The organism is Saccharomonospora iraqiensis subsp. paurometabolica YIM 90007 (assembly GCF_000231035.2).
GTDB lineage: Bacteria > Actinomycetota > Actinomycetes > Mycobacteriales > Pseudonocardiaceae > Saccharomonospora > Saccharomonospora paurometabolica.
The window spans coordinates 172,817-173,494 of the sequence record NZ_KI912218.1 but is presented as its reverse complement, the minus strand read 5'-3'; the positions used below and the strand labels follow the sequence as shown (position 1 = coordinate 173,494).

General features: G+C 75.2%; 2 protein-coding genes. Both read left to right on the top strand.

What is annotated here, in order from left to right; genetic code table 11:
* A partial coding sequence (locus SACPADRAFT_RS32440; RefSeq protein WP_007027870.1) for an NlpC/P60 family protein occupies nt 1–493 on the top strand: 493 nt, incomplete at its 5' end.
* A gap of 28 nt (nt 494–521) precedes the next feature.
* A partial coding sequence (gene mobA / locus SACPADRAFT_RS26300) for a molybdenum cofactor guanylyltransferase (protein WP_040924067.1) occupies nt 522–678 on the top strand: 157 nt, incomplete at its 3' end.

The following is a 678-nucleotide window of genomic DNA, read 5'->3' as shown; positions in this document are numbered from 1 at the left end:
CCCGCAGGCACCCACCGCGGACGGCCCCGGGGCCCCGGAGGGCAGCGGGGCGGGCACCGCAGGGGGCGCCGACGCCACCCGCGTCGAGAAGGTCGTCGCCCGTGCGAAATCGCAACTGGGGGTGTCCTACGCCTGGGGCGGCGGGAACACCACCGGCCCGACCCGGGGGATCCGGGACGGCGGCGTCGCCGACCGCCACGGCGACTACCGCAAGATCGGCTTCGACTGCTCCGGCCTGATGATCTACGCCTTCGCCGGGGTCACGACCCTGCCGCACTACAGCGGCTACCAGTACCACGCGGGCCGTAAGGTGCCGCTGTCGCGGATGCGCCGCGGCGACATGCTCTTCTGGGGTCCGGACCGGATCCACCACGTCGCCCTCTACCTCGGCGGCGGCCGGATGATCGAGGCGCCGTACTCGGGCGGCCGGGTCCGGATCGCGCCGGTACGCTACGACGGCATCATGCCGTTCGCCACGCGCCTGATCGGGTGAGGCGCGGCGCCCGTAGCGGGGGTGGTCCGTGGAGCTGGCGGGGATCGTGCTCGCCGGGGGAGCCGCCCGGCGGCTCGGCGGGGTGGACAAGCCCCTGCTGACCGTGGACGGCGTTCCGCTGCTGCACCGGGCCGTGTCGGCGCTGCGCGGGCACGGTGCCGCACCTGTGATCGTCGTCGGGCCGG